Below are 5,876 nucleotides of genomic sequence, written 5' to 3' on the forward strand. Positions count from 1 at the left end.
CCCCCGAGCCGCCCGCCGGGCGCGGCCGCGGCCTGCTCTCGCTGCGGCTCGGCCGCGCCGCCGCCGAACCGGCCGAGGAGAGCGCCGAGCGCCACCACGCCGCCGTCCGCACCCGGCAGGCCGCCGCCCAGCGCGAGCGCTGGCCCGACCTCGCCACCCTGCTGCTCAACGCGCTCGGCCCCGGCCCCCGGCTCTGGGAGCGCGGCCCCGGCCACCCCGACGCGCTCACCCTGCGGCTCGGCACCGCCGACCGGCCCGGCGGCCCCGGCACCTCACCCGGCACCGTGCTGCCCGCCGTCCCGGTCACCGTCGACCTGCAGACCGCCGGCAGCCTCGGTCTCAGCGGTCCGCGCGAACGCCTCGACGCGCTCACCCGCGCCGTCGTCGCCCAGCTCGCCGCCCTGCACCCGCCGACCGGGCTCAGCCTGGTCGTGGTCGACGCCGACCCGGCCCGCGCCCCGCAGGACCGCGCCGACACCTGGGCCTGGGCCCTGTGGCTGCCCCACCTGCGCCCCGTCGAGGGCCAGGACTGCCGGCTGCTGCTCGGCCTCGACGACGAGCAGGCCACCGCCCGGCTCGGCGAACTCACCGCCCGGCTCAGCGGCCCGGTCGGCCTCGGCGGCCACCCCGCCACCGTCGTCGTGGTCGACGGCCGCCCGGGCACGGAGTCCGCCCGGCTGGCACTCGACCTGCTGCTGCGCCAGGGCCCGGCCGTCGGCATCTTCCCGATCTGCCTCGCCGAACAGCCCGAGCTGCTGCCCCGCGGCCTCGGCGCCACCGCGCTGATCACCGGCGAGGTCGGCACCCAGCTCTCGCTCGACCGCCCGGGCCCGGTCGCCCGCGGCCGGGAGACCCTGCACGAGGTCTCCCTGGACGCCGTCTCGGACGCCTGGGCCGAGCGGCTCGCCCGCGTCCTCGCCCCGCTGCGCGAGGCCACCCCGGCCAACCGCGGACCGCTGCCGGACGCGCTGCGCCTGCTCGACCTGCTCCAGCTGGACACCGTCACCCCGGCCAAGCTCTCCGCCCGCTGGGACGCGCACGCCGGCGGCATCGGCGCCGCCACCGCCCTGCTCGGCACCACCCGCGACGAGCTGTGCGTCCTGGACCTCGCCGACCCCGAGCTCACCCTCCCCTCCCCCGACCCGGGCGGCCCGCACCTGCTGATCGGCGGCGCCCGCGGCTCCGGCAAGACCGAGCTGCTGCGCACCCTGGTCGCCTCGCTGGCCGTCTCCGAGCGCCCCGAACGCCTCGCCGTCACCATCGTCGAGGGGCGGGCCACCGAGGACGGGCTCGCCGGGTGCAGCGAGCTGCCGCACGTCACCGGCCGGGTCAACGCCGCCGTTGACCCGCGGGCCGCGCTGCTCGCCGCCGAGGCGCTGGAGGACGAGCTGGCGCTGCGCGAGCGGCTCTTCGACGGGCTGGACTTCGCCTCCTGGCACGCCGCCCGCATCCTCGACGGGGAGCCCGTGCCGGTCCCCGCCACCGTCGGCGCCCCCGCCGCGTCCGCGCCCCCGCTGATCATCAGCCCGCGCAGCCCCGACTCCCCCGCCGCGCCGGTGTCCGCCCCCTCCCCGGGGCCGTGCCCGCCCCGGCTCGTCGTCGTGGTCGACGACTACGACGCCCTCCTGTCCCCCACCTCCCCGGCCGGCCGGCCCCTCGCCCGCGCCCTCGCCGCCGTCGCCCGCCGCGGCGGCCCGCTCGGCCTCCACCTCGCCGTCACCACCGGCCGGCCCGACGAGACCACCGGCACCGAGGTCGACGACGCCGCCCTGCTGCGGATCGCCCTGCGCACCGACGACCCGGCCGACTCCGACCTCCTCATCCACCTCGGCGACGCCGCCGCCCTCCCCGACACCACCCCCGGCCGCGGCTACCTCCGCCTCCCCGACGGCGGCGTCACCGCCTTCCAGGCCGCCCGCATCAGCGGCCGCATCCCGCGTACCGCCACCCTCCGCCCCACCGTCGTCGCCATAGACCCCCACGCCCTCGGCGCCCCACCCGCCCGCCGCCCCGTCCGCGAACTCGGCAACGGCCCCACCGACCTCGCCCTCCTCGCCAGCGCCCTCCAGCGGGCGGCGGCGCGCTGAAGCTTCAGGAGATAGAAGAAGAGTTCCTGGAGGTCGGCGAGTTGCTCACCTCGGAGCTGGTCGGCAACGCCGTGCTGCACTCGGGGATGCCCGGTCGGCTGATCCAGGTGCGCTTCGACGTCGACGACACCCGCCTGCGCATCGAGGTGCACGACGCGAGCGGCCACCCGCCCGCCCCCCGGCAGCCGGCCGCGACCGACGGCTGCGGTCGCGGCCTGCTCCTCGTTCAGGCCCTCTCCCTCGACTGGGGCTACTCCCCCCGCGCCAACGGCATCGGCAAGGTCGTCTGGTGCGAGTGCAGCCCCCATCCCATCGGAGCCGCCACATGACCCCGATACCCCAGGGTGGGGCCGAGGGCCACCACCCTCGGCCCCACCCCCAACTCGCCCGGTTCGGCTCCCGGGCCGGCCGGCAGCGCCGATGACACATGCCGCACCCCGGCACACCTCCGTGCGCCCTTGACGACCCGTCAGCCCTCGGCGAGGGTGCGAACGTCACCATGGGCGCCCGGCTTGATACGGGAGGACAGATGGAGCTGGATTTCATCGGCATCGACCCCGAAACCGGCAAAGAGGGCTCGCCGACGGCATGGGTGGACCATGCACACGGGGAGATCGTGATCCAGGGGTGGAACGCCGGCGCAGAGCTGGTGGCCAGGATCAGCGAAGCATCGTGGGCTCCCGGCCACGCGATCGGCATCCCAGAGGGCGAAACCGTGATCCGCATCCCTGCCAGAATGGTCCCGATCCTGAGGGAGGCATGCGATGTGGCTGAACGCACCGGCTTTTGATCAACTCCTGTGGTCCTCACGACACTCTGCGGTCCATCTGGAGATGCGCGACGCCTACTCGGTTCCCGACGAGGCAGATGCCGTCGAGCGTTTCCGGGAGACGGGCGAGTCGGACCTGGACCCTGAGTCGGAGTACTGGCAGGACTGGACGGCCATGCTGCGTGAGGCGGCGGCACGAGGAGTCCGCGTCCGACGCGCTCGCATCGTCTCCGAGCCCGTCACGCTCTACACCCGCTACCTGCATTCCATGACCTCGGTGAACGTCGCGGCCGGGGAGGACGTTCGCTGGCTCCCCCGCCACAATGCTTCGGACCTGGCTTTGCCCGGCAACGACTTCTGGGTGTTCGACGACCACGCCGCCCGGTTCAACCACTTCACCGGCGACGGCGACTGGGCGGAGCCGCGCACCTCGTACACCGAGGACGCCTCCGTGGTGAAGCTCTGCCTCACCGCCTTCGAATCGGTCTGGGAGCGGGCAACCCCGCACCACCGGTACACGATCTGACCCATCGAAACGCCAGATCCCGTGCCCGTATCCCCATCATCCAGCGCCCAAGCGGCGCGGATCGCCATTGCCGCGCGCCTGCGCGAGCTGATGCTCGACGCCCGACTCGACGGCAAAGAGCTCTCCGCACGGTGTCGATGGCACCCGTCGAAGACCTCACGCATTCTGAGCGGGAGGTCCGCACCGTCCGAGGACGACATTCGTTCCTGGTGCGAGGCCTGCGGCTCGGACGACCAGACCGCCGACCTGATCGCCACGGCCCGTACCGTGGAGTTGATGTACGTGGAGTGGCGCAAGCAGCACCGCCACGGAATGCGCCGGGTCCAGGAGGAATCCCTGGTCCAACACGCCAGCACCGCCGTCTGCCGGGCGTACGTCTCCAATGTGATCCCGGGATTCCTCCAAACCGAGGCGTACGCGACCGCACTCATCCGCAGCATCACGGACTTCCAAGGCACTCCGGACGATGTCGCCGATGCGGTGGCGGCCCGGTTGAAGCGCGGCCGGCTGCTGCACGCGAGGCGCCACCGCTTCGTGGTCCTGGTCGAGGAGGCCGTACTGCGGTACCGGATCGGCGATCGGGAGACCATGGCCGACCAGCTCGACCACCTGCTCTCGGTGATGCCGCTCCCGTCCGTCGCCCTCGGCGTCATCCCGTTCTCCGCCCGGCGCCGCATCTGGCCGCTGGAGGCCTTCTACCTGTTCGACGACGAGGAGGCCTCGGTGGAAACCCTGACCGCCGAGATCAGCGTCGTCCAGCCACGCGAGCTGGCGGACTATCATCGCGCCTTCGCCGAGTTGACCAGGATGGCGGCCTACGGGGCCCCCGCACGGGCCCTGATCTCCTCGGCGATGGAGGCACTCGGGTGAGTGACCGCAATCAGCCGCAATCGCGTTGAGTGTCCGGCCGCTCACTCCCTACCGTCGGAGTCGCCACCGGCCGGCACCCCAACGTATCGGCCGGGCCGAACCGATCGAGGGAGCACGGCATGAGCCTCGTGCACACGGAACGCACCACCGGACGAACCCTGGTCGACAACACGCTGTTCGAACGGCTGGTCCATCGAGTCGCGCACGACCACGCCATGGAACGGCAGCTCGCGGAACGGGTCGTGGATCAGGCGCTGGCCTTCCTCGGCGCCTGCGCCGCCAGCCCCGGCGCCCGGCTGTCGCCGTCGCACTTGGTCGACCACGGTTGGCACGCCTTCCTGATGTACACCCGCGAGTACGCCGCGTTCTGCGACCGCATCGCCGGCTCGTTCCTCCACCACCGCCCGGAGGACGGTGACGGCCTGGTGAGGGGCCGGGCCGTCGCCGCGACCACGGCGGCGCTCCGGGCCGCCGGCTTCCAGGTGGACCCGGAGCTGTGGGCCGTGTCCGCCAACTGCTCCGAGGGCAGCGGTGGCGACGGCTCCGACACCAGTGGAAGCGGAAGCTGCCCGCAGTGCCACCAGGGCTGCCACAACTCCAACTGACCGACCCGCCCTTGCCCCGAGGAGCACCATGCGCCACCAATGGACCGACCTTCCCCCTGCGGTCCATGGCCTGATCGCCGAGCGGTGCGGCGCCGTCACCGCCGTGACGGCGCCGGACGCGGGCGAGATCGCCGAGTTCGCCGCCACCGTGGACGGCACCGCCGACCGGGTATTCGTGAAAGCCGCCCGACTCGACAGCCCCAACCTCTGGATGGCCCGCAAGGAAGCCCAGGCCGCCCCGGTGGTCCGGGGGATCGGGGCAGGCCTGCTGTGGCAGGCGGAGGCCGGCGGCTGGCTGGTCATCGCCTTCGAGCACGTGCCCGGGCGGCACGCCGACCTGTCCCCCGGTTCCTCCGATCTGCCGCTGATCGCGGGCACGCTGGCCGCCCTCGCCGACCGGCTCACCCCGGCTCCCCCGCTGCGGACGCCCAGCCTCGCGCAGCGCTGGACCGGCTCGGCGCTGTGGCGTGAGATCGCCGCCGGAGACGGCCTCACACCATGGCAGGCCGAGCGTCTGGACGCGCTTGCCTCCTTGGAGACCCGGGCGCCGGAGGCCGTCACCGGTGACACCCTCGCCCACACCGACATGACCGGACCGAACATCCTGGTCAACGGCGCGAGGGTACGGATCATCGACTGGTCGTGGCCCGCCCCCGCCGCCGCCTGGGTCGACACCGCCTCGCTGGCCCCCCGACTGGTCGCCGCCGGCCACACCGTCGGCCGCGCGCGGCAGTGGGCGATGACGGTCCCGCACTACGCCGCCGCCGATCCCGCCGAGGTGGCGGCGCTGTCCTCTGTGATCGCGGCCCGGTGGCGCCTCCGTGCGATTCAGGACGGCGGGCCGTGGACCGCCCTGTCGGCAGCGGCTGACCGGTGGGTGGGCGACCTCCTGAGCATCTGACAGCCAGGCGACACAATGCCCCCGCCCGACCCCAGGGCGGGTTCTATCGATCCCCGCAACACCCTGAAGTTCAGGGAGTTGCGGGGATCGTGGATTTCGAGGTGTTGAAGGCGAGGTT

Annotated in this window: 7 protein-coding genes; all 7 read left to right on the forward strand. The window is 73.6% G+C overall.

Going from position 1 to position 5,876, the window contains the following annotated elements; translation table 11 throughout:
- A partial coding sequence (locus tag ACFVFS_RS40410) for an FtsK/SpoIIIE domain-containing protein (protein ID WP_380630106.1) occupies window positions 1-2,087 on the forward strand: 2,087 nt, incomplete at its 5' end.
- An 11-nt stretch (window positions 2,088-2,098) separates the two neighbouring features.
- Window positions 2,099-2,416 carry an ATP-binding protein gene (locus tag ACFVFS_RS40415; RefSeq protein ID WP_380630114.1) on the forward strand — a complete coding sequence of 106 codons (318 nt, stop codon included), beginning with the start codon at window positions 2,099-2,101 and terminating at the stop codon, window positions 2,414-2,416.
- A gap of 200 nt (window positions 2,417-2,616) precedes the next feature.
- Window positions 2,617-2,877, forward strand: coding sequence for a hypothetical protein (locus tag ACFVFS_RS40420; RefSeq protein ID WP_380630107.1), 261 nt, complete (start codon window positions 2,617-2,619; stop codon window positions 2,875-2,877).
- 43 nt (window positions 2,878-2,920) lie between these two features.
- Window positions 2,921-3,382 carry a DUF6879 family protein gene (locus ACFVFS_RS40425; RefSeq protein ID WP_380630108.1) on the forward strand — a complete coding sequence of 154 codons (462 nt, stop codon included), beginning with the start codon at window positions 2,921-2,923 and terminating at the stop codon, window positions 3,380-3,382.
- 21 nt (window positions 3,383-3,403) lie between these two features.
- Window positions 3,404-4,252: a helix-turn-helix domain-containing protein gene (locus ACFVFS_RS40430; RefSeq protein WP_380630110.1), complete on the forward strand. Its 849-nt coding sequence runs from the start codon at window positions 3,404-3,406 to the stop codon at window positions 4,250-4,252.
- A gap of 119 nt (window positions 4,253-4,371) precedes the next feature.
- Window positions 4,372-4,857 (forward strand): glycine-rich domain-containing protein, encoded by a 486-nt coding sequence (locus tag ACFVFS_RS40435; RefSeq protein WP_380630111.1) that lies wholly within the window; start codon window positions 4,372-4,374, stop codon window positions 4,855-4,857.
- Between the two features lie 28 nt (window positions 4,858-4,885).
- On the forward strand, window positions 4,886-5,758 hold the full coding sequence (locus tag ACFVFS_RS40440) for a hypothetical protein (RefSeq protein WP_380630112.1): 873 nt from the start codon (window positions 4,886-4,888) through the stop codon (window positions 5,756-5,758).
- The last annotated feature ends 118 nt before the right edge of the window (window positions 5,759-5,876 follow it).

It is taken from the genome of Kitasatospora sp. NPDC057692 (assembly GCF_042799475.1).
GTDB lineage: Bacteria > Actinomycetota > Actinomycetes > Streptomycetales > Streptomycetaceae > Kitasatospora.